We start from the raw sequence: 20,640 nt of genomic DNA, 5'->3' as shown, positions 1-20,640 counted from the left end.
CGGCTCGGGTCGGTGGCGGAGGTGGCTGGAGCGGTCCGGGGCACCGGGTCAGAGGGTCTCGTCGTCGGGCGTGGTTACGCGTCCGACGGCTTCGCGAGCTCGGTGATCGCGGCGCTCGTCGGGTGGTCGGAGACGGCCTTGGCGGCGGCGCGCGCCTCGGAGGTCGTCGGCCCCTCGCCCTCGGGCCACAGGACCGCGCGGTAGTACCGCAGCTCGTCGATCGACTCGAGGATGTCGGCGAGCGCGCGGTGGCCGCCGTTCTTCTGCGGCGACTGGAAGTAGGCCCGCGGGTACCAGCGGCGGGCGAGCTCCTTGATCGAGGAGACGTCGATGATCCGGTAGTGCAGGTGCTCGACCAGCTCGGGCATGTCCCGCGCGAGGAACACGCGGTCGGTCCCCACCGAGTTGCCGGCGAGCGGGGCGCGGCGCTTCTCCGGCACGAACCGCTTGACGTAGGCGAGGACCTGCTCCGCGGCGTCGGCCATCTCGAGGCCGTCGTCCAGCTCGGTGATGAGGCCGGAGGCCTTGTGCATCTCGACGACCACCTCGTCCATCGTCTCCACCGTGCCGGGGCGCGGCCGGATGACGAGGTCGAGCCCGGCGTCGAGCGGCGTCAGCTCGGAGTCGGTGACGACGACGGCGACCTCGACGAGCGAGTCGCGCTCGGCGTCGAGGCCCGTCATCTCGCAGTCGATCCAGACGATGGGGTCCTTGGCGCGGGAAGCAGCAGTCACCAGGGAATCGTAGGCGCGGACGACGGCGGCGGCGCGGTCCCGGCGTACGTCACACCGACGACCACACCGTCAATCCTTCGGCTGATGCCACCAGACGAGACGCGGTGTCTAGACTCAGCGACGGCGCGGCCGGTGGTCCGGCGCGATCCCCTCCCCGACGACCTCCCGGAGCACGCCCGTGGCGAACCTCGCCCGCTTCTCGCTGTCCAACCGCGCTCTCGTGGCGCTGTCCACGATCATCGCCGTGCTCGCCGGCCTGTGGGCGACGACGTCGCTGCGGCAGGAGTTGATCCCCGACCTCGAGCTGCCGATCGTCGCCGCCGTGACGACGATGCCCGGCGCCTCCCCGGAGATCGTCGAGGACCAGGTCACCGGGGTGGTCGAGGAGGCGGCGCGCGGCGTCCCCGGCCTCGAGGGCACCACGTCCCAGTCCGGTCCCAGCGTCTCGGCGGTCATGCTCGAGCTCGAGTACGGCACCGACATTCTCACCGCGCAGCAGGAGCTCCAGGTGGCCCTCGGCCGGGTCGAGCAGCAGCTCCCCGAGGACGCCGAGACCCAGGTCATCGCCGGCTCCGTCGACGACCTCCCGGTCATCCAGCTCGCCGCCACGGGCGGCGCCGACGTCGCCGAGCTCCAGCAGCGCGTCGAGGAGGTGCTCGTCCCCGAGCTCTCGCGGGTCGACGGCGTCCGCCAGGTCCAGCTCTCCGGCATCACCGAGCAGCGGGTCGCCATCGACGTCGACCCCGAGGCGCTCGCCGCCGAGGGCCTCACGCTCGACTCCATCACGAGCTCGCTCGACGAGAACGGCGTGGTCACCCCCGCCGGCACCATCGAGTCCGACGGCAGCGAGCTGACGATCCAGGCCGGTGGCCGCCTCACGTCTCCCGAGGAGATCGCGGGGCTCCCGCTCGTCGCCGACTCGTCGTCGGGCGGCGCCGCGGGCGGGGACGCCCCTGCCGACGGGGGCCAGGCACCCGCCGAACCGGGGCAGGCGCCGACCGACCAGGGCCAGGCACCGACCGACCCGGGGCAGGCGCCCACCGACCCGGGGGAGGCACCCACCGACCCGGGGCAGGCACCGACCGCAGGTGACGGCGCCGAGCAGGCGCCCCAGGCACCCGCCCCGGACGAGGTCGTGACGATCGACGACGTCGCGGACGTCGCCGTCGAGGACGTGCCCGCCACGTCGCTCACCCGCACCGACGGGGTCGCGAGCATCGGGCTGGCGATCACGGCCACGCCCGACGGCAACACGGTGGAGATCTCGGAGCAGATCCGCGAGCTCATGCCCGAGCTCGAGGGCTCCCTCGGCGACGGCGGCGAGCTCGTCGTCGCGTTCGACCAGGCCGTCTTCATCCAGCAGTCCATCGAGGACCTCGCCGTCGAGGGCGTGCTCGGCCTCGCGTTCGCCGTCCTCGTCATCCTGCTGTTCCTGCGCTCGATCCGCGCGACGACCGTCACGGCGATCTCGATCCCGCTCTCGCTGCTCGTCGCGCTGCTCGCGCTCAAGGTGGCCGACTACTCGCTCAACATGTTCACGCTGGCGGCGCTGACGATCTCGATCGGCCGCGTGGTCGACGACTCGATCGTCGTCATCGAGAACATCGCCCGGCATCAGTCCTACGGGACGTCGAAGCGGCAGTCCGTGCTCACGGGCGTCAAGGAGGTGGCCGGCGCCGTCACGTCCGCGACCGTCGCCACCGCCGCCGTGTTCGTCCCGCTCGGCCTCGTCGGCGGCATGGTCGGCGAGCTCCTGCGCCCCTTCGCGTTCACCGTGGCCCTCGCACTGGGCGCGTCCCTGCTCGTCGCCCTGACGATCGTCCCGGTGCTCGCCTACTGGTTCCTCCGCACGCCCGTCGACCCCGAGCGCGCCGCCACCGCCCGCGTCGAGGCGGAGGAGAAGGAGCGCAGGAGCATCCTGCAGCGCGGCTACGTCTCCTCGCTGCGCGGCGTCCTCGGGCACCGCTGGCTCACCATCGGCGGCGCCGTCGTCCTCATGGCGGCCACCGTGTTCGGTGCGACCCGCCTGCCCACCGACTTCATCGGTGACACGGGCGAGAACGCGATCTCGGTCACCCAGGACCTGCCCACGGGCGTCACGCTCGAGGCCCAGGACGCCGCCGCCCAGCAGGTCGAGGACGTGCTCGCCGACGTCGAGGAGGTCGAGAGCTACCAGGTCACGGTCGGGTCGGCCGATCCCGCGATGGCGGCCTTCGGCATGGCGCAGGACGTCACCTTCTCGGTGACGCTCGACGTCGACGCCGACGCGGGTGCCGTCGAGGACGACGTCCGCGAGCGGCTCGAGGCCCTCGGTGAGGACGCCGGCACCGTCACCGTGGCGCCCGGCTCGGCCGGCGGGTTCTCCTCCGGGGTCGAGGTCATCGTCTCCGGCGCCGACGGCGAGGACGTCGCCGCCACCGCCGAGGAGGTCGAGGCGGCGATCGCCGGGATCGACGGGCTGCGCGACGTCGAGAGCTCGCTCGCCTCGGACCTGCCCTTCATCCAGGTCGCCGTCGACCGGTCCGCCGCGGCCTCGCTCGGCCTCACCGAGTCCGCCGTCGGCGGCATCGCCTACGCGGCGATCAACGGCCTCCCGGCCGGCGACGTCGACACCGAGGACGGCACCCTCCCGATCGTCCTGTTCTCCGGGGAGGCGCCGGCCACCGTCGACGAGCTGAGCGTTCTGCCGCTCGGCGGGTCCCCGGAGGCGCCGCTCGTGCTCGACGACGTCGCCGACGTCGCTGAGGAGCGCCAGCAGGCCTCGATCACCCGCCAGGACGGACTCCGCTCGGCGTCGATCACCGCCGCGACCGAGATCGCCGACCTGCAGACGGTCAACGCCGAGCTCGCCACGGCGCTCGACTCGGTCGACGAGCCCGAGGGCGTCAGCGTGGAGATCGGCGGCGTCAGCGCCGAGCAGGAGGACGCGTTCGGCAACCTCTTCCTCGCGCTCGGGCTCGCCGTGGCGCTCGTCTACCTCGTCATGGTGGCGACGTTCCGCTCGCTCGTGCAGCCGCTCGTGCTGCTCGTGTCGATCCCGTTCGCCGCCACCGGCGCGATTCTCGGGCTGTGGCTGACGGACACGCCGCTCGGGGTCGCGGCCCTCGTCGGTGCGCTCATGCTCGTCGGCGTCGTCGTGACGAACGCGATCGTCCTCATCGACCTCATCAACCAGTACCGCACGGCCGGAATGGACCTGCGCGAGGCGGTCGTCGAGGGCGGGCGGCACCGCCTGCGCCCGATCCTCATGACCTCGGCCGCGACGATCATGGCGCTCATCCCGATGGCGTTCGGCATCACGGGCGGCGGTGCGTTCATCTCGCAGCCGCTCGCGATCGTCGTCATCGGCGGCCTCATCACCTCGACGATCCTCACGCTGCTGCTCGTCCCGGTGCTCTACGAGCTGACCGAGGGGCGCGGCGAGCGGCGGGCGCGGGAGAAGGAGATCGCCCGGCTGGAGAAGGTCGTGGCGGCGCGTGAGGAGCGCGGCGAGGACACCGCTGCGCCCAGCGCCGAGCTCGAGCGGCTGCGCGCCGGCGGGGGAGCGGCCCGGGTCCGCGAGGAGGAGCGGGTCGGCGACGACGACGCCCCCGTGCTCGTGCATGCCGGCGCCGGCGAGGCCGAGGCTGGTGCGGGCGCGGCTGGTACGGACGCTGGATCGGCCCCCGCGTCAGGTGCCCGGGCCGGCGAGGGGCGGAAGCCATCCGACGGTTCCACCTCCGGGGCCCACGCGGCGGCACCGCCGGACGACGCCCACGTCCTGAACGAGGGTGACGACTCCGGCGGCGGCAAGCACGCCGCCGACTGAGGGGCGCGTCTGCCGGCCGTCGGGGGAGGCCGCCGACCGGCGGACGGCTGTGCCGTCGACGGCCCGTCGGGGGAGAATCGGACCATGACCGACAGCAAGATCGTGTTCCTCGACGTCGACGGCACCTACGCCCACCAGGGCGAGGTACCCCCGGGCCACGTGCGGGCTGTGCAGGCCGTCCGTGCGGCCGGCCACCGGGTGCTGCTGTGCACGGGGCGACCCCGGATCATGCTCCCCGAGCGCATCTCTGCCGCCGGCTTCGACGGGTACGTCGCCACGGCCGGGGCGTACGTCGAGGTCGACGGCGAGGTCGTCGCCGACGAGCGGTTCCCGGTCGAGCTCGGCGACCGGCTCATCGACGTGCTCGAGTCCTACGACGTGACCTTCGTGCTCGAGACGCCTGGGGCGCTCCTGGGAAACCGGCACGCGGAGCAGGTCGTCAGCGCGGCGGTCGCCGGCCACGAGGCCTCCGTCGACGGCTCGAGGCACTCCGGGCCGTCCGACATCCTCGCCGGCATGTCCGTCGTCGACGACCTCAGGGGCCGCCCCTTCGCCAAGGCCGTCGTCGTCGAGTCGGGGGTCCCGAACGACCAGCTCGCCCGCGAGGCCGGCGAGGCCGTCCTGTCCCTCGAGGCCTCCGTGCCCGGCCTGCACCCCTCGTCCGGCGAGCTCTACCTCGCCGGTATGCACAAGGCGGTCGGCATGCGGGCCGCGCTCGCGCACCTCGGTGCCGACGTGACCGACTCGATCGCCTTCGGCGACGGCATGAACGACCTCGAGATGTTGCGCGAGGCCGGCATCGGCGTGGCCATCGAGGGGTCCGACCCGCGTGTCCTGGCCGCCGCCGACCGGACGGCGCCGGGACCCGAGCGCGAGGGCCTGACCCGCGCGTTCGCCGAGCTCGGCCTGCTCTGACCGCGCCCGCGTCGCCCCGACGCGCGAGGCGTGCGCCCGGGCCGTAGCCTGGCGGGACGACGAACGACCCGTGGCCCGGCGGCCGGAGTCGGGGTGCCCACGGGCCCGAGGAGGACTGCCCCGTGAAGCTCGCCGACCAGATCGTCGCCCAGCTGCAGGCCGTGGGGGTGCGGCGCATCTACGGGATCGTCGGTGACAGCCTCAACCCCATCGTCGACGCCGTCCGCCGCACCGGCGGGAGCGCCGAGGGCGGCATCGACTGGATCCACGTCCGCCACGAGGAGGCAGCGGCCTTCGCTGCCGCCGCGGACGCCCAGATCACCGGTGAGCTCGCGGTGTGCGCGGGATCGTGCGGTCCCGGCAATCTCCACCTCATCAACGGCCTGTACGACGCCAACCGGTCCGGCGCGCCCGTCCTCGCGATCGCCAGCCACATCCCCACACCGCAGATCGGCCAGGAGTTCTTCCAGGAGACCCACCCCGACCGGCTCTTCACGGAGTGCTCCGTCTACAGCGAGCTCGTCAGCACGCCCACCCAGTCGCCGCGGATCGTGCACTCCGCGATCACGCACGCGCTCGCCGCCCCCGGCGTCGCCGTCGTCACCCTGCCCGGCGACGTCGCGGACGAGGAGGCCACCGCGGACGCACCCGCCTACGTGCCGACCGTGCGCGGCACGCTCGAGCCCGCGCAGTCGGCGCTCGACGCCGCGGCCGAGGCGATCGACGACGCCAAGCGGGTCGCGATCTTCGCCGGCGCCGGGGTGCGGGGCTCGCACGACGAGCTGATCGAGCTCGCGGACAGGATCGGCGCGCCCGTGGGCCACTCGCTGCGCGGCAAGGAGTGGGTGCAGCACGACAACCCCTTCGACGTCGGCATGACCGGTCTGCTCGGGTACGGCGCAGCCGCGGAGGGCATGGACGACGCCGACCTGCTGCTCCTGCTCGGGACCGACTTCCCCTACGACCAGTTCCTGCCCGACGGGCCGACGACGATCCAGGTCGACCGCCGGGCCGAGGTGATCGGACGGCGCACCGGCGTCGACCTCCCCGTCCACGCCGACGTGGGCCCGTTCCTGCGCGGACTGCTCGACCGCGTGGCGGCGAAGCGCTCGCGCTCCTACCTGAAGAAGACCCTCAAGCGGCACGAGAAGCTGATGGACTCGACCGTCGGCGCCTACACGCGCAATGCCGAGGACCTCGTGCCGATCCACCCGGAGTACGCGGCCTCGCTCATCGACCAGGCGGCCGCCGACGACGCCGTGTTCACCGCGGACACCGGCATGTGCAACGTGTGGCAGGCCCGCTACGTCACCCCCAACGGCCGGCGCCGTGTCATCGGCTCGTTCCTGCACGGGTCGATGGCGAACGCCCTCCCGCACGCGCTCGGCGCCCAGGTGGCCGACCGGGACCGCCAGGTGGTCGCGTTCAGCGGGGACGGCGGTCTGTCGATGCTCATGGGCGACATGCTCACCGCCGTCCAGTGCGAGCTGCCGGTCAAGGTCATGCTCTTCAACAACTCGACGCTCGGCATGGTCAAGCTCGAGATGCTCGTGGACAAGCTGCCGGACCACGGAGTGGACGTGCCGTCGACCAACTATGCCGCGATCGCCGAGGCGATGGGCTGGCACGCCGTGCGGGTGGCCGACCCGAAGGAGCTCGAGGCCGGCATCGCCGAGGTGCTCGCCCACCCCGGTCCGGCGCTGCTCGACATCGTCACCGACCCCAACGCGCTCTCGCTGCCGCCGTCGATCACCGGCGAGCAGGTCTTCGGGTTCGCCACCGCGATGAGCAAGATCGTCTTCACCAAGGGCGCCGGCGAGGTCGTGTCGATGGCGCGCTCGAACCTGCGCAACATCCCGCGGCCGTAGCCGGGACGAGTGGATCATGACGACGATCGAGCTGATCGGCGTCCCGTTCGACGGCTACGGCCGCGATGGACACCAGGCGCGCGCCGCGGCGGCGCTGCGCGAGCACGGCATCGCCGAGTCGATGCGCCCGAACGCCGTGCAGGACACCGACGACCTCGACCTGCCCCCGTTCGAGGCGGTACGTGGACCGTCGACCGGACTGCTCAACGAACCGGCCCTCCTCGCCATGATCGACCAGCTCGCCCGACGGACCCGGGCGGCCGTGGCGGCTGGTCGATTCCCGGTCGTCGTCGGCGGTGACTGCTCGCTTCTGCTCGGCGTCGTCGGGGGCCTGGCGGAGACGTGGAGGGCACCCGGGCTCCTGCTGCTCGACGGCCACGAGGACACGATGCCGCTCGACGTCGTCGAGGACGGGGAGGCAGCCAACTGCGAGGTCGGCCTTCTCCTGGGGCTGACCGGGCGAACGCTGCGCGACGGGCTCGGGGTCCCGCTCCCGGCCCTCGACACCGACTCGCTGTGCCTGCTGGGGCAGCGGGACGCCGACTGGCGGCGGCGGTTCAACGTCGGCAGCCTCGCCGACCTCGGCGTATGGTCGCGGGATCTCACGTCGATGCGTGCCGATCCCGGTGGTGCAGCCCGTGACGCCGCTCGCCACCTGCGGGAGCGGACGAACGGGTGGTGGCTCCACGTCGACGTCGACGTCCTCGACCCGACAGTCGTCCCGGCGCAGGGCCTGCCCGACTACCCCGACGAGCCCGACGGCCTGGACCTCGGCCAGCTTGCCGTAGCGATGACGGCGGCCGGGGCGGAGGGCGGCTGCCTCGGCCTGAGCATGGCGATCTATGATCCGGACCAGGATCCGGCCGGCGACGACGCCGCCCACCTCGTCGAACTCGTCGGGACCACCGTCCGAGCACTCGCCTGAGGGACGCGTACCGACGCACGCGAGTTTCCTCCCGGCCGTCGTCGCCTCACCGCGAGGACCGCATCGCCGGTCGCTTCGTCACCGACTCGTCGGCCACGAGCTCGTCGTAGCGGTCGGAGCCGGGCTCGACGAGCGCGATGCGCCCCTCGGCGTCGAAGTGCACGGCCCAGCCGTAGGTCTTCGTCAGCGGCGAGGCGCGCAGGCACGGCTGCCCCTTCGAGAAGAACTCCTCCCGCGCCCGGTCGACGTCCGTCGCGGGGATCCCGCGGCGGACCATGTGGACGTCGAGGAGCAGCTCGTCGCTGGTGAGGGCGTAGTCGGTCGGTGCGAGCCGCTCGTACTGCAGCTCCGCGACCGTGCCCTTCCCGGTCGGCGGCTCCGTCGGGTGCGTCGCCCGGGTGTCGGGGGCCGGGGTGATCAGCGTGTCGCGGTAGTCGGTCGAGTGCGTCGCCATGGGGTGCCGTCCGTCCGTCGGGCCCGGGGCGGGGCCGTGTGGTCGGAGGCTAGCGAGGGCCGCCGACATCCGTGGCGAGATCAGGACCTTCTCACCGAGATTGCGGTTGGGAGGCGGCGCCGGGCAGGCCGCGGCGGCCCGGCGGCCCCGCCCGACCCGCCTCGAGGCGCGCGACCGTCAGGCGGCGGCCGCTGCGACCGCCAGGTCGGCGTCGGCCATGACGAGGTCGCCGTTGATGTGGCCCCCGGCCAGCGCCCCCTGCGCGGCAGCGGCACCCACCTGCATCGACACGTCCGCGAGGTTCCCGGCCACCCATACGCCGGGGACGTTCGTCGCGCCGGTCGGGGTGGCTGCGACCGCGGTGCCCATGACGTTCTCGGCGACCTCGAGGCCGAGCGCCGCGAACGGCTCGAGGCGCGGGTGGAGCACGGTCTGGACCGTCACCGCCCCGACCTCGAGGACTCGCCCGTCATCCATCCGTACGCCCGACACCCGGCCGCCCTCACGCACGATGCCATCGGGCGTGCCCGTGACGATCTCGACCCCGCGGGCGGCGAGTCGCTCGCGGTCGGTCGCGGCGAGCTCGAGGTCCCACGCGAACAGCCGGACCCGCTCGGAGAGCTGGCGGAACATCAGCGCCTGGTGGACGGCCATCGGACGGGAGCCCAGCACGCCGATGACGCGGTCGCGGACCTCCCAGCCGTGGCAGAACGGGCAGTGCACGACGTCGGAACCCCAGCCCTCCCGCAGGCCCGGCAGCTCGGGCAGCTCGTCGAGCACCCCGGTGGCGAGGAGCAGCCTGCGGGCGCGGACCGTCGAGCCGTCGTCGGTGGTGACGACGAACAGGTCGCCGTCCTGCCGGGCGTCCCGGACCTTCGCGGGCCGGATCTCGCCCCCGTACCGCTCGACGTCGGCCCGCCCGCGGGCGAGCAGCTCGAGGGGCGGTGTGCCGTCGAGGGCGATGAGTGCGTGGACGGCGTCGGCCGGGGCGTTGCGGGGCTCGCCGCCGTCGAGAACGAGCACGCGACGCCGCGAGCGAGCGAGCATGAGTGCGCCGCTGAGCCCGGCCGCACCACCGCCCACCACGACGGCGTCGTAGGTCGCGGGGGAGGGGGAGTCGTTCGTCGTCGGGAGGGTGTCGTCGTTCGTGGCGGGATCGGACGGGGTGGTGGTCGTCGTCGTGGGCGAAGTGGTGCGGTCGGGCGTGGTCATGGTGGTCCTCACATGCGTCGGCGGGGCGCTCGCCCCGGGAGTCGGTGTGCTGACGAGCCTGCGCGGCCATTTCCCGTATGGCAAGCAGAGTTGCCGAATGGCAAACTGGGGGCATGGCACCCGACCTCGACCACACGCTCGACGCCGTCGGGCCGCGGCTGCGCCGCCTCCGGCAGCGTGGCGACGTCACGCTGGCGGAGCTCGCCGAGCGGACCGGGATCTCCGCGAGCACCCTGTCCCGCCTCGAGTCCGGCCTGCGCCGGCCCACCCTCGAGCAGCTGCTTCCGCTCGCCCGGGTGCACGGCGTGACGCTCGACGAGCTCGTCGACGCCCCGCCGACCGGCGACCCGCGCATCAACATGCGTCCCCTTGCCGGGGACCACGGCGCGGTGGTCCTGCCGCTCTCGCGCCGTCCCGGCGGGATCCAGGCCTACAAGTTCGTCCGGCCCGCCGGCCGGCCGGGAGAGGTCCCGCAGCCGCGCACGCACGAGGGGTTCGACTGGGTCTACGTCCTCGACGGCCGGCTGCGCCTCGTGCTCGGTGAGCAGGACATGATCCTCGGGCCGGGCGAGGCGGCCGAGTTCGACACCCGCACCCCGCACTGGTTCGGCGCCACCCCGGACGGACCTGTCGAGTACCTCAGCCTCATCGGCAAGCAGGGGGAGCGGGCGCACCTCCGCGCCGCCCCTTCTGTCGAGAGTGCGCCTCAGGACTGACCAGTTGGTCGAGAGTGCGGCTCAGCGCGAAGACTGGCTGCGCAGCTCTCCTCGAGATTGCGGTTCGGAGCGTCCGGCTTCCTGTCGAGAGTGCTGGGCAGGGGGCGCGTCGATTCGTCAACTGCTCTCGATGTCGGTGATGGTCCATACCTTGGCATCGACGCGTTCCCCCGGACGCGTCGTCCCCCCACCCGAATCAGCCAGGGAGCCCCCGTGCCTGACACCTTCCCCGACGGCGTGCCGCCGTCCTCGACGAACGGCGACGTCGCCGACACCTACGCCCCCGTGTACACGCCGACCTACGCGCCCGACGCCGGTCAGGGCCACGCCGACGCCCCGGCGTACGGCTGCGCCACCGCCACCGCCACCGCCACCGAGCAAGACCCGGCCGACGACGCGCCCTTTGCGACCTCCCCGGCGCGCCGCGGCGGCCGCGCCCGGATCGTCGCCCTCGCCACCCTCGTGGCGGCGCTCGCCCTGGTCGCCGGCTTCCTCGGCGGACGGATGACCGCCGACCCGACCGCATCGGAGGAGTACGCCGGCCTCGAGGGCCGGCTCACCACCGCCGAGTCCGAGCGGGACGAGGCACTGACGACGCTCGGCACCACCGAGGGCGACCTCGCGTCCGCGCAGCAGCAGGTCACCGACGTCACCGCGGAGCGCGACCAGGCGCTCACCGACCTCGACAACGCGACGGCTGGGCACGACGAGCGCGAGGCCGGCCTCGACGAGCGTGAGGTGGGCCTGGACGAGCGCGAGAGTGGCCTCGACACCCGTGAGACCGAGATCTCCGAACGTGAGACGGACATCGGCGAGCGCGAGACCGAGGTCGGCGAGCGCGAGGTCGCCGTCGGCGCCGTGGAGGAGGAGATCGACTCCGCCTCGTTCGGTGCGGGCACCCACCTGGTCGGGACCGACATCGCCCCGGGAACGTACCGGTCGACCGGCACCGGTGACGGGTGCTACTGGGAGCGCCTCGCCGGCACGTCGGGCGAGCTGTCGGACATCATCGCCAACGACTTCACGAGCAACCCGGGGTCGATCGTCACCATCGCCGCCTCCGACGTCGCCTTCAGCTCGAACCGCTGCGGCAGCTGGGAGCCGGTCCAGTAGGTGGGGCGCCGCTCAGCCCTGGAACTGCTGGAGCCCGTTGAGCGCGAGGACCACGCCGACGATGCCGACGACCCACGCGGTGGTCGACGCCGCGTTGCGCGTGAGCCAGCTGTCGAGCCTGCGCAGCGGTCCGTCGAGCTGACGAGCGGCGACGAGCCGGCCCGTGAGCAGGACGAGCGCCGGCGTGATCATCACGAGGCAGTAGGCGGCCAGCCACAGCACCGATGTCGGCCAGCCCGGCCCCTGGGTGGAGATGAGACCGATACCCGCGAGGTAGGGGAGCATCGAGGCCACCTCGATGGCCGCTGCCGCGAGGGCCAGGCCCATGAGCGCGCCGACCGATCCGCGCCCGCGCGTCGTCGTCGAGGTGGGAAGGGCCGACTCGGACCATGACACGGACCCGGTGCTGAGCCGACCGTTCACGGCACTGCCCACGCCACCGCCCCGCGCAGCGTTGTCGTCGGACTCGACCCCCATGGCGCGCTCGCGCCACCGGCCGATCCGACCGCCACCGTGCTCGGCCTGCTCGGCTGCCCGGCGCTTGGCGGCAGGGGAGTCGAGGGCGAAGCTGAGGAGGACCAGTCCGACGCCCAGCACCATCATGACCACCCCCGCGGGCCGTCCGGACAGCAGGTCGCCGAAGGCGGAGAGGAAGGCGTCGGCGCCGAGCATGACGGCGATCCCGACCGCGAGGTAGAACCCGGCGACGGTCCCGAGGAAGACCAGCACGCGCCCCGGGCGCAGGCGGCCGGGGGCGAGCATGAGCCACACCGGGATGAGCAGGGTGCCGAAGCTCGTCGAGTCGATGAGCGCGAGCACGGCCAGCACACCGGCGAGCGCCGGCTGCGACATCGCGCCGTCCGAGAAGGATCCGAGGAAGTCCATGACGCCAGTCTCCGGGGTGGCCCTCGCGTGCGCGTCCGTCGAACGGAGCGACGAACGGGTACATCCTTCGACGGACCTTCTCGACAAGGCGGGCGTGCTGGGATGGACCCCGTGACCCCGGACCGGACCAAGGACGTGCGTGCCGCCGGCTTCGTCGTCGGCATCGGGCTCCTCACGCTCGGGCTCGGGCTCTACCCGCTGACGAACCTGCCGTCGGTCTACGGGGCCGACGCCGGGTCGATCTCGCCGTGGTGGTTCGTCGTCACACTGGTCGCGGGCAGCGCCGTCGTCGCACTGCGCAGCCTCCACGCGGGCGGGTCGCTCGTCGTCGGGACGCTGCTGCTCCTCGTCGACCTCGCGCTCGGTGGAAGCGTGGCGATGCTGCTCGTCATCTGGGAGCTCATCCACCATGCCGCGCTCGTCGGGTCGCGGCGGATGCGGATCGGGTTGCTCGTCGGTGTCGGGGTGGTGGCGGTGCTCGCCGGCGTCGGCACTGCGATCGGTGAGAGCGATTCGCGCGTGTGGATCTCGACCGTGCTCCAGGTCGCCGGACTGGGCGTCATGCCGATCTGGTGGGCGACCGAGGTGCGGCGCGGGCACGAGCTCGCCGAGGTCTCCGCGCAGAAGGCGCGGCTCGAGGCGGAGCGTGCCGACGCCGTGGCCCTGGCCGCCGAGCGGGAGCGGGCCGACGCCGTCCGGGAGGAGCGGACGTCGATGGCCCGCGACCTGCACGACGTCATCTCCTCCCACCTGTCCGCGATCGGCATCCACTCCGGGGCCGCGCTCGCGGTACCGCCCGACGGGGAGCGCGACCGGGCGGCACTGACCGCGGTGCGGCGCGAGGCAGTGGCCTCTCTGGAGGAGATGCGGACGATGGTGGGGCTCCTGCGCTCCGGGTCCGACGAGCCGTGGGCGTCGCCCGCGGGACTTGACGAGCTCCCGGCGCTCGTCGAGCGGACCCGGGACGCGGGGCTCGCCCTCACCGTCGACCCGCACGTGCTCGCCCCGGACGGGAGCGTCGCGGTCACGGCTCCGACGCCGGTCGCGCAGTCGGCCCTGCGCATCGTCCAGGAGGCGCTGACGAACGCGCTGCGGCACGGCGCCGGTGACGCGCACCTCGAGCTCGAGGGCACCGGCGGCACACTGTCCCTCGTGGTGACCAACGAGTTGCGCGACGACCGCGCGGCCGACGTCGATCTCGCGACGCCGTCCCCCGGGATCGGGCTGCTCTCGATGCGCGAGCGCACCGAGGCGATGGGCGGCACGTTCGACGCCGGGGTCCGTGACGGCGTGTGGCAGGTCCGCGCCGATCTGCCGACCGATCCGGCGGGAACGACGGGAGTCCCCGAGCTACCGGGGCAAGCCGCCGGGGACGACGCCGTGACGGAGGCAACCGCATGATCCGGGTGCTGCTCGCCGACGACCACGCCGCGATCCGCGGGGGACTGCGCCTCCTGCTCGACGCCGCCGACGACGTCGAGGTGGTGGGGGAGGCCGCCGACGGTCGCGCCGCGATCCTCAACGCCCGCTCGCTGCGGCCCGACGTCGTCGTCATGGACGTCCGGATGCCCGGCGTCGACGGGGTGGAGGCGACGCGCACGATCGTCGGCGAGGACCTCGCCCAGGTGCTCGTGCTGACGACCTTCGACGTCGACGAGGTGGTGTTCGGCGCCCTGCGCGCCGGCGCGGCCGGGTTCCTCCTCAAGACCGCGGAGCCCGAGGCTCTCATCGACGCCGTCCGGACCGTCGCGGCCGGTGACGGCGTCGTCGCCCCCGAGGTCACGCGCCGGGTGCTCGCGGCGTTCGTCGGACCGGGGTTGCGGGGCGAGGGCGGGGGAGGGCTTGGTGCCGGAGTGGGCGGCGGTGGTCTCGGGGCGGTCGGCGGTGCGGCGGCCGGCGGCGCCGCCGGTGGCGCGGTCGACGACGGCTCAGGTTCAGCTGCAGCAGGCGGGCCCCCTGGTGCGAGCGGTCCGGGTGGTCCCGGCGGCATCGGCGTCGACCTCACGGACCGCGAGCGCGAGGTACTTGCCGCCCTGGGGCGGGGGCTGTCGAACGCGGCCATCGCCGCCGAGCTGTTCATCGCGGAGGCGACGGTGAAGACCCACGTCTCACGGGTGCTCGCCAAGCTCGGGGTCGCCTCGCGGATGCAGGCGGCAATCGTCGCCCGCGAGGCCGGCCTGGCCTGATCGCCGGGGCCGTCCGGACCGCCGGACCGCCCCTCGTCCGGGCCGGCCGGGACGCAGCCCCCGCCGAGGGAACCTCGCGCTCTCGATGTCGGTGCTCGGTGGTCGAATGGGACGAACGGCGGACGGTAGGCCGTCGTCGGGAAAAAGACCTGACATCGCGTGCACGGCCTGGTGAAGTTGTCCCTGTGAGACCGACCGGGACGATCCCGGCGGTCTCACCACCCGCCAGTCCGCACGACGCGAAGGAGGATCAGATGAATGCCACCGGCACTGGTCCGGCGTCGGCGCACGGCGGGGCTCTCCGCCTCGCCTAGCCGACACCGCTGAACGGCCCCGGTCGCCCACGAGCGACCGCGAACGAGGCGACGACGACCACCATCCGCGCAGCCGCGCGGTTCGACGTCGTGCCCATCTCCTCCGCCCGCAGGGGCGGGCATGCACCTCGGCGCGCTCATGCGCGCCGCTCGGGTTGGAGAATCATGAGCACAGCAACCACCACCGTCGTCTGCCCCGAGGCGATCCGTCGGCACGTCGCGACGGTCGTGCCGCGGACGTCCCGGCCGACTCCCCGTCCGTCCGTGGGCGCTCGCGTCGCGGCCGCCGCCCGGCGCACCCTGTCAGCGATCGTCCGCGACGAGGTCGGGGACCGCATCTCGGCCGACCGGACGCACCGCGGGGCGCAGGCCGCGTCGACGAGCTACGTCCTCGCGCGGGCCGACGCCCGCTGAGCAGGGTCGCGGTCCGGCGAGCCGGACGGCGACCCTCGGCGACGACGCAGCTCGTCGTCGGGGATCGTCCGGCGCGGTCGACGCGGCCGCCCGGGCGCCCGACCGGATCCTCCTCGTCGAGATTGCGGTTGGTGCTCGTCGAGATTGCGGTTCGTCGCCGTTGTGCGACGTCGGGTGCCCGACGTCGCACGGATCCCCGCAGGCCCGCCCCGGGCACGGTGACTCGCACCCACCGTGACCGGGGCGGGCCTGCGCGCATACTGGGGCGAGGACCCAGGAGAGGAGCCGTGATGGCGACCGCGACCACGCCGACCGCCGCGCCCGAGGAGGGCGTCGACAGCCTGCTCGCCGAGCTCCGCGAGCTCGAGGACCCGCGGATGCGGGCCGTCAACGAGCGCCACGGTGACGACCACGGCGTCAACCTGACGAAGCTGCGCGCGATCGCCAAGCGGCTGAAGACCCGGCACGAGCTCGCGACGGACCTCTGGGCGACCGAGGACACCGCCGCCCGACTGCTCGCGCTGCTCGTGTGCCGGCCGAAGGCGTTCGAGCGTGACGAGCTGGACGCGATGCTGCGTGACGCCCGCACCCCGAAGGTCCAGGACTGGCTGGTCAGCTACGTGGTCGGCAAGAGTTCGCACGTCGAGGACCTGCGGGTGAGCTGGCTGACCGACCCCGACCCGGTGGTCGAGAGCGCCGGCTGGGACCTCACCTCGGTCCGGATCAGGAAGTCGCCGGAGGGGCTCGACCTCGGCGGGCTGCTCGACGTCATCGAGGCCCGGATGAAGGACGCCCCCGAGCGGCTCCAGTGGGCGATGAACACCTGCCTCGCGCACATCGGGATCGAGAACCCTGACCTGCGCGCGCGGTCGCTCGGCATCGGGGAGCGGCTCGAGGTCCTCAAGGACTACCCGACGCCGCCGAACTGCACCTCGCCCTACGCGCCCGAATGGATCAACGAGATGGTCCGCCGGTGAGGCGCCTGACCGTAGCCCTTCCGTCGAGATTGCGGTTGGTGCGCGTCGAGATTGCGGTTCGTCGGCGTTGCGCGTGAATCCCGTCCGTGGAGAGTGCGGCTGAGAGCCGAGCTTCCGGCCAGGAACGGGCCTCCGGACGGACGACGACGCCGGGCCCCCTCGCGGGAGCCCGGCGTCGTCGTGCGTGTATCGGTGCTGACTGCCTCAGGCGGTGTCGGCGCGGTTCGGCGCGTCCTTGATCCCGGCGTCGACCGCGGGCGACGGCCCGGTGCTCTCGGGTGCTGCGTCGTCGCCGGCGGAGCGCTCGCGACGCTCCTCGACGGCCTCACCCACCTTGTCCTTCGCGGTGCGTGCGGCGGAGGCGGCAGCGCCCGGCGCGTGCTTCGCGAGCTCCTCGGCCTTCTCGGCCGCCTGCTCGCGCACCTCCGCGACCTTGGGGTTCTCCCAGATCTGCGTGGCCTGGCGCTTCATCTTCTCGTACTGACCGCGGCCGGCGCGTGCGCCGAGCACGAACCCCACGCCCAGTCCGACCAGGAACGACACCTTGCTCATCTGACTGCCTCCTCATGACTCGGGAACGGGTACGAGCCTAGGGGGATCGGCGTCCTGGCGCGCGACGATGGCTGACGCGACGGGCGATCGTGTGCGGTGCCCGCACCTGTGCGCGGCGTCGCGCGGGCATGGTGCCCCCACCCGGACTCGAACCGGGAACCTACGGATTAGAAGGCCGGTGCTCTATCCATTGAGCTATGGAGGCGTGGGTGGCCACGGCCGGCCGCCACCGGGACAGTCTAGGTGTCTCGCTGTCGGCGGATCGGCCGATCCTCGGGCGCGGAGGGATCCTGTGCCGAGCACGGTGTCCTCGACGGGCGCGCGCACCAGGGGTGTGCGACCGTGGCGCCGGATGTCCCGTCCGAGCTGCGGACCTCGAGGTCGGTACGGACTCCGCCGGGACTGTCGTGCACCCGAGAGGATCACATGTCGCCGCCGAAGGAGCAGGTGCCCGCTGGACCGGGCGGGCCGGGCCGGGGCGGACGCACCCGCGGACGTCCTGGGGAGGGCTCGGGCAGCCGGCTGCGTGAGCTTCTCGCGCGGCCCGAGCTCACGACCGAGCTGCTCCAGATCCTCAAGGGTGTCGTCGCCGCGACCGGCGCGTGGTGGCTGTCGGTCGCGGTGCTCGACTCCGAGCTGCCGTTCCTGGCGCCCTGGACCGCTCTGCTCACCGTCCACGCCACCGTGTACCGGTCGATGTCGAGCGGCGTGCAGCTCACCCTCTCGTCGGCGCTCGGTGTCGGGATGTCGTTCCTCATCGGCAGCTATCTGGGCGTCAACGGGTGGACGTTCGCGCTCGCGATCCTGGTCGGCCTCGCCGTCGCGCGTGCCCCGTGGATCCGGGACGAGGGGACGGCCGTCGCGACGACGGCGATCTTCGTCCTCGGCACCGGCTTCGACGACCAGGCGCCGCTCCTGCTCGACCGGATCCTCGAGGTCGGTCTCGGCGTCGTCGTCGGCGTGGCCGTCAACCTGCTGGTCGTGCCACCGCTGCGGGACACCCAGGCCGCGCGCCACGTCGATGCGATCAACCGACGGATGGGTGAGGTGCTCGTCGAGATGGCGGACGAGTTCACCGAGGGCTGGGACACGGAGCGGGCGACCGACTGGTTCGAGGCGACCGAGGCCATGAGCAGGTCCGTCGACGTGGCGTGGCAATCGGTCGGCTTCGCCCGGGAGAGCAGGCGAGGCAACGTCCGGCTGTTCCTCCCCGAGCGCCACGTCGAGGGGCGCCGAGGCGTCCGGCTCGGCTACGAGGACATCCTGCCGCGCCTCGACGAGGGGGTCTCGCCCCTGCGGAACCTCTCACGCACGCTGTACAACGCCACGTACGCCCAGGGCGAGTGGGACGAGCACTTCCGTGAGAGCTGGGTAGGGATCGTGCGAGACTGCGGCCGCGCGGTCGCCGACCCGGACGCCGAGGTCGAGCCCGTCGCCGACCGCCTGGAGACGCTGTCGGCCGAGCTGAGCCGCGACCGACAGCTCCCCCCGACGTCGTGGCCGGTGTACGGCTCGCTCATCACCAGCCTGGGGCACATCGCCGAGGTGGTCGACGACGTCGCCTCGGCTCGCCGTGCACGTGAGGCGGGTGCCCCGAACCCTGAGGCCTGACCTCGCGCCGTCGGGCGGCCGCTCCGTGCCCGTGGCCGCCGGGGCGCGAAATCGCGTGACCGTCGTCGTCGTGTCCTGTTTCCATCGGTGCGTGGGTACCAGGCACTGCGACGACGCCGCCCGCCTCGCGCCGTCGTCCCTCGCCGCCGATCACCCGGAACTCGCCCGCCGGCAGCTCGACCTGCTGCGGGAGTGGCTCCCGGGCGCCGTCGTCGACGAGGACATGAGCTGGGCGATCTCCGGGACGACCGTGCTGCGCGTGAGTCACGCCGGCCGCGATCTCGTCGTCAAGGCCGGTGGCGCCACCGACTCCCACATCGCCCGTGAGCTGCGCGCGCACGACGGGTGGACCGAGCCCTGGATCGTCGGCGGACGCGCGGCCAGGCTCGTTCGCGGCGACTCCGACGCGAAGCTCCTCGTCACCGAGTACCTGCCCGGCCGGCTCGTCCTCGGTGACCCGTCGGCGTCGGACCCGGAGACCTACCGGCAGGCGGGCGAGCTGCTCGCCGCGTTCCACGCGCAGCACACCGAGCCAGACACCGAGTACGAGTCGCGGCTCAACGCCAAGGTCCTCGCGCGCCTCGACGCACCGCACCGCATCCCGGCCGCGAGCGCGGACCGCGTGCGCGAGCTCGTCGTGGCATGGCCGGCCCCGCCGTCGGTCCTCGTCCCCAGCCACGGCGACTACCAGCCGCGGAACTGGCTGATCGACGACGGGCTCGTGCGTGTCATCGACCTCGGCCGGTTCGAGCTGCGGCCGGCGGAGGAGGACCTCTACCGCCTTGGCACCTCTGAGTTCGTCGACGTCGCCGGTGCCGAGCAGGCGTTCGTCGAGGGGTACGGAGGCGACCCGCGGGAGCCCGCCACGTGGCGGCGGCAGCTCGTCCGCCAGGCCGTGCTCACGGCGGTGTGGGCGCACCAGGTGGGGGACGAGAACTACGAGGCCGAAGGACTGCGGCTGCTCGAGTCCGCGCTGGCGGGTGGCTGGGGCTGATCGCCCGGTGCGGTGGGCAGGGCGCTCGACGCCGCTCCGAACCGCACTCTCGACGGGTACCGACCGGACGGCCGGCCTCATCGAGAGTGCGGTTGGGGCTCCGAACCGCAAGGCGGTTTCAAGTGGTTGTTGCAACGAGTAGGTCGTTGAGTCGTTTCGCTGGAGTCTGCCAGCCCAGTGTCATGCGTGGTCGTGTGTTGAGTTCGCGGGCGACGGCGTCGAGGTCGCGCTGGGCGTAGGTGCGGAAGTCGGTACTCGAGCGGGGAAAGTACTGCCGCAGCAGGCCGTTGGTGTTCTCGTTCGAGCCTCGCTGCCAGGGCGAGTGCGGGTCGCAGAAGAAGACCCGGCAGTCTGTCGCCAGCGTGAAGTGGGCGTGCTTGGCCATCTCAGCGCCCTGATCCCAGGTCAGAGTCGCGGCCAGCTCGGCCGGCAGGCGGCCCATCGTCTCGATCAGCACGTCGATCACCTGCTCGGAGACCCTGCTCTCCGGTAGAGCGCCGAGCATGACGTACCGCGTGGAACGCTCGACCAGGGTGATGATCGCCGACGCGCTACGCGCACCGATGATCAGGTCACCTTCCCAGTGCCCGGGCACGGCCCGGTCTTCGACCTCGGCCGGCCGGGTGCTGATGTTCAGGCCATGGGTCCAGGCCTTGCCCGAGTGTGCCGCCCGCGCGAGGCGGGACTGGGGGCGCCGCCTGGTCCGCCCGGTACGGAGTGCGACCTGGCGTGCGATCTCGCTGCGCAGCCCGCCACGAGCTTGGTAGTAGATCGCTTGGTAGATCGTCTCGTGGGACACCCATCGCTCCGGCCGGTCGGGATACTCCTGACGAAGCCAGTGTGCGATCTGCTGCGGAGACCACCGCTGTTCGAGCTTGTCCCGCACCAGGGGCCATAGCCGGCCGCGACCCGAGGTCACCCCGCGGCGGCGATCGCCGGTCAACTTGCCGGGCCTGGGCCTG

General features: G+C 73.0%; 18 protein-coding genes and 1 tRNA gene. 12 read left to right on the top strand and 7 right to left on the bottom strand.

Annotation, left to right across the window (positions count from 1 at the left end; genetic code table 11):
- Positions 1–74: 74 nt before the first annotated feature.
- Positions 75–737, bottom strand: coding sequence for an oligoribonuclease (gene orn, locus ACZLMO_RS16395; RefSeq protein WP_463654355.1), 663 nt, complete (start codon positions 735–737; stop codon positions 75–77).
- Between the two features lie 175 nt (positions 738–912).
- On the opposite strand from orn, the gene ACZLMO_RS16390 reads away from it, so the two are divergent.
- From ACZLMO_RS16390 to ACZLMO_RS16375, 4 genes are all read left to right on the top strand, one after another.
- A complete protein-coding gene (locus tag ACZLMO_RS16390; RefSeq protein ID WP_463654351.1) occupies positions 913–4,542 on the top strand; it encodes an efflux RND transporter permease subunit in 3,630 nt (1,209 codons plus the stop codon).
- An 84-nt stretch (positions 4,543–4,626) separates the two neighbouring features.
- Complete coding sequence (locus tag ACZLMO_RS16385; RefSeq protein WP_463654350.1) at positions 4,627–5,457, top strand: HAD hydrolase family protein; 831 nt, start codon at positions 4,627–4,629, stop codon at positions 5,455–5,457.
- 122 nt (positions 5,458–5,579) lie between these two features.
- Positions 5,580–7,325 carry a pyruvate dehydrogenase gene (locus ACZLMO_RS16380; RefSeq protein ID WP_463654349.1) on the top strand — a complete coding sequence of 582 codons (1,746 nt, stop codon included), beginning with the start codon at positions 5,580–5,582 and terminating at the stop codon, positions 7,323–7,325.
- Positions 7,326–7,341: 16 nt separating this feature from the next.
- On the top strand, positions 7,342–8,250 hold the full coding sequence (locus tag ACZLMO_RS16375) for an arginase family protein (protein ID WP_463654348.1): 909 nt from the start codon (positions 7,342–7,344) through the stop codon (positions 8,248–8,250).
- 46 nt (positions 8,251–8,296) lie between these two features.
- On the opposite strand, the gene ACZLMO_RS16370 is transcribed toward ACZLMO_RS16375, so the two are convergent.
- Positions 8,297–8,704: a DUF6157 family protein gene (locus tag ACZLMO_RS16370; RefSeq protein ID WP_463654347.1), complete on the bottom strand. Its 408-nt coding sequence runs from the start codon at positions 8,702–8,704 to the stop codon at positions 8,297–8,299.
- A gap of 177 nt (positions 8,705–8,881) precedes the next feature.
- On the bottom strand, positions 8,882–9,916 hold the full coding sequence (locus ACZLMO_RS16365) for an NAD(P)/FAD-dependent oxidoreductase (protein ID WP_463654346.1): 1,035 nt from the start codon (positions 9,914–9,916) through the stop codon (positions 8,882–8,884).
- Positions 9,917–10,029: 113 nt separating this feature from the next.
- Between ACZLMO_RS16365 and ACZLMO_RS16360 the strand changes: the two genes are divergently transcribed.
- Both ACZLMO_RS16360 and ACZLMO_RS16355 read left to right on the top strand, forming a co-directional pair.
- Complete coding sequence (locus ACZLMO_RS16360) at positions 10,030–10,632, top strand: helix-turn-helix domain-containing protein (RefSeq protein WP_425714976.1); 603 nt, start codon at positions 10,030–10,032, stop codon at positions 10,630–10,632.
- Positions 10,633–10,845: 213 nt separating this feature from the next.
- On the top strand, positions 10,846–11,745 hold the full coding sequence (locus ACZLMO_RS16355) for a hypothetical protein (RefSeq protein ID WP_425714975.1): 900 nt from the start codon (positions 10,846–10,848) through the stop codon (positions 11,743–11,745).
- A 12-nt stretch (positions 11,746–11,757) separates the two neighbouring features.
- Here ACZLMO_RS16355 and ACZLMO_RS16350 read toward each other — a convergent pair whose 3' ends face one another.
- Positions 11,758–12,630, bottom strand: a complete 873-nt coding sequence (locus ACZLMO_RS16350; RefSeq protein ID WP_463654345.1) for a GAP family protein — start codon at positions 12,628–12,630, stop codon at positions 11,758–11,760.
- A gap of 102 nt (positions 12,631–12,732) precedes the next feature.
- Between ACZLMO_RS16350 and ACZLMO_RS16345 the strand changes: the two genes are divergently transcribed.
- The 4 genes from ACZLMO_RS16345 to ACZLMO_RS16330 all read left to right on the top strand — a co-directional run bounded on the left by ACZLMO_RS16345 (position 12,733) and on the right by ACZLMO_RS16330 (position 16,521).
- Positions 12,733–14,031 (top strand): sensor histidine kinase, encoded by a 1,299-nt coding sequence (locus ACZLMO_RS16345; RefSeq protein ID WP_463654344.1) that lies wholly within the window; start codon positions 12,733–12,735, stop codon positions 14,029–14,031.
- Complete coding sequence (locus ACZLMO_RS16340) at positions 14,028–14,816, top strand: response regulator (RefSeq protein ID WP_463654343.1); 789 nt, start codon at positions 14,028–14,030, stop codon at positions 14,814–14,816. Before ACZLMO_RS16345 ends, ACZLMO_RS16340 begins: the two co-directional genes overlap by 4 nt.
- A gap of 479 nt (positions 14,817–15,295) precedes the next feature.
- A complete protein-coding gene (locus tag ACZLMO_RS16335) occupies positions 15,296–15,544 on the top strand; it encodes a hypothetical protein (RefSeq protein ID WP_425714971.1) in 249 nt (82 codons plus the stop codon).
- Between the two features lie 290 nt (positions 15,545–15,834).
- The gene (locus ACZLMO_RS16330; protein ID WP_463654342.1) at positions 15,835–16,521 is read left to right on the top strand and encodes a DNA alkylation repair protein; all 687 of its coding nucleotides are present in this window, start codon (positions 15,835–15,837) and stop codon (positions 16,519–16,521) included.
- A gap of 204 nt (positions 16,522–16,725) precedes the next feature.
- Here ACZLMO_RS16330 and ACZLMO_RS16325 read toward each other — a convergent pair whose 3' ends face one another.
- Both ACZLMO_RS16325 and ACZLMO_RS16320 read right to left on the bottom strand, forming a co-directional pair.
- Positions 16,726–17,073 carry a YtxH domain-containing protein gene (locus tag ACZLMO_RS16325; RefSeq protein WP_463654341.1) on the bottom strand — a complete coding sequence of 116 codons (348 nt, stop codon included), beginning with the start codon at positions 17,071–17,073 and terminating at the stop codon, positions 16,726–16,728.
- Between the two features lie 129 nt (positions 17,074–17,202).
- Positions 17,203–17,278, bottom strand: a tRNA-Arg gene (locus ACZLMO_RS16320).
- A gap of 221 nt (positions 17,279–17,499) precedes the next feature.
- On the opposite strand from ACZLMO_RS16320, the gene ACZLMO_RS16315 reads away from it, so the two are divergent.
- On the top strand, positions 17,500–18,684 hold the full coding sequence (locus ACZLMO_RS16315; RefSeq protein WP_463654340.1) for an FUSC family protein: 1,185 nt from the start codon (positions 17,500–17,502) through the stop codon (positions 18,682–18,684).
- A gap of 91 nt (positions 18,685–18,775) precedes the next feature.
- Positions 18,776–19,678, top strand: a complete 903-nt coding sequence (locus tag ACZLMO_RS16310) for a phosphotransferase (protein WP_463654339.1) — start codon at positions 18,776–18,778, stop codon at positions 19,676–19,678.
- A 118-nt stretch (positions 19,679–19,796) separates the two neighbouring features.
- Here ACZLMO_RS16310 and ACZLMO_RS16305 read toward each other — a convergent pair.
- A partial coding sequence (locus ACZLMO_RS16305; protein ID WP_463654279.1) for an IS30 family transposase occupies positions 19,797–20,640 on the bottom strand: 844 nt, incomplete at its 5' end.

It is taken from the genome of Georgenia sp. G2120, assembly GCF_055326485.1.
The sequence above is the reverse complement of the archived record's forward strand: the minus strand, read 5'-3'. Positions and strand labels throughout refer to the sequence as shown.

Excerpts from the sequence above, each read along its gene's own strand:
- ACZLMO_RS16375 (WP_463654348.1), top strand. The coding sequence starts at position 7,342 with ATGACGACGATCGAGCTGATCGGCGTCCCGTTCGACGGCTACGGCCGC.
- ACZLMO_RS16330 (WP_463654342.1), top strand. The coding sequence starts at position 15,835 with ATGGCGACCGCGACCACGCCGACCGCCGCGCCCGAGGAGGGCGTCGAC.
- ACZLMO_RS16360 (WP_425714976.1), top strand. The coding sequence starts at position 10,030 with ATGGCACCCGACCTCGACCACACGCTCGACGCCGTCGGGCCGCGGCTG.
- ACZLMO_RS16350 (WP_463654345.1), bottom strand. The coding sequence starts at position 12,630 with ATGGACTTCCTCGGATCCTTCTCGGACGGCGCGATGTCGCAGCCGGCG.
- ACZLMO_RS16335 (WP_425714971.1), top strand. The coding sequence starts at position 15,296 with ATGAGCACAGCAACCACCACCGTCGTCTGCCCCGAGGCGATCCGTCGG.
- ACZLMO_RS16315 (WP_463654340.1), top strand. The coding sequence starts at position 17,500 with ATGTCGCCGCCGAAGGAGCAGGTGCCCGCTGGACCGGGCGGGCCGGGC.
- ACZLMO_RS16370 (WP_463654347.1), bottom strand. The coding sequence starts at position 8,704 with ATGGCGACGCACTCGACCGACTACCGCGACACGCTGATCACCCCGGCC.
- ACZLMO_RS16340 (WP_463654343.1), top strand. The coding sequence starts at position 14,028 with ATGATCCGGGTGCTGCTCGCCGACGACCACGCCGCGATCCGCGGGGGA.
- ACZLMO_RS16325 (WP_463654341.1), bottom strand. The coding sequence starts at position 17,073 with ATGAGCAAGGTGTCGTTCCTGGTCGGACTGGGCGTGGGGTTCGTGCTC.
- ACZLMO_RS16345 (WP_463654344.1), top strand. The coding sequence starts at position 12,733 with ATGGACCCCGTGACCCCGGACCGGACCAAGGACGTGCGTGCCGCCGGC.
- ACZLMO_RS16385 (WP_463654350.1), top strand. The coding sequence starts at position 4,627 with ATGACCGACAGCAAGATCGTGTTCCTCGACGTCGACGGCACCTACGCC.
- ACZLMO_RS16365 (WP_463654346.1), bottom strand. The coding sequence starts at position 9,916 with ATGACCACGCCCGACCGCACCACTTCGCCCACGACGACGACCACCACC.